1 protein-coding gene is annotated in these 715 nt (G+C 72.2%); it reads left to right on the forward strand.

From position 1 onward, the window contains the following. Nucleotides 1–31 precede the first annotated feature (31 nt). On the forward strand, nucleotides 32–715 hold a 684-nt coding region (locus J1M64_RS19270; RefSeq protein WP_241261809.1), incomplete at its 3' end, for an anti-sigma-D factor RsdA.

A 715-nucleotide genomic window follows, 5' to 3' on the forward strand; every position in this document is an offset into this window, starting at 1 on the left:
GGATCGAGCAGGACGGAGAGGAGCGATGGCGATGAACGACGAAGTCGATCCCGGCACCCGGGACGATGACGCCTCGCTCCGCGCGCATGACGTGGACGGCCACGACGAGGACCGTGTCGACGAGGACCGGGTCGAGGTGGATCGCGACGACGAGCTCCTCGACGCGCTCGGACGCGGCGACCGTCCCGAGGGGGATGAGCCTCTCGTCGCGCTGCTCGCCGACTGGCGCGCCGAGGTGGACTCGGCCGGACTGCCGGACCTGCCCAGCGACGAGCAGATCGAGGTGGCCCTCGCCCCGAACGTCTCCCGACTGTGGCCGCGCCGCGGGTGGGTGCATTCGGGCGAGCACCACCACGGCCAGCGTCCGGCCCTGTGGCAGGCGGTGACCGGCGCCGCCGCAGTGGCGGCCGTGATCGTCGGCGGTCTGTCCGTGGCCGCGCACAGCGCGATGCCGGGCGACCCGCTCTGGGGGGTGTCCAAGACGATGTTCTCCGACCGTGCCGGGAACGTCGAGCTCGTGAGCGATCTCAGCGAGGACCTCGCCGCCGCGGACCTCGCCGCCCGAGAGGGGGACCGGAACGAGGCCGAGCGGCTGCTCGATGAGGTGAGCGCGCGGCTCGACGAGGTCTCCGACGCCTCCGAACGAGTCGAGCTCATGAAGCGTCGGGACGCCATCAAGCGCGATCTCAGTCGGGTCACCCCGAGCGTCGTCCCG

The organism is Dietzia sp. KRD202 (assembly GCF_017168155.1).
GTDB classification, from domain to species: Bacteria; Actinomycetota; Actinomycetes; order Mycobacteriales; family Mycobacteriaceae; genus Dietzia; species Dietzia kunjamensis.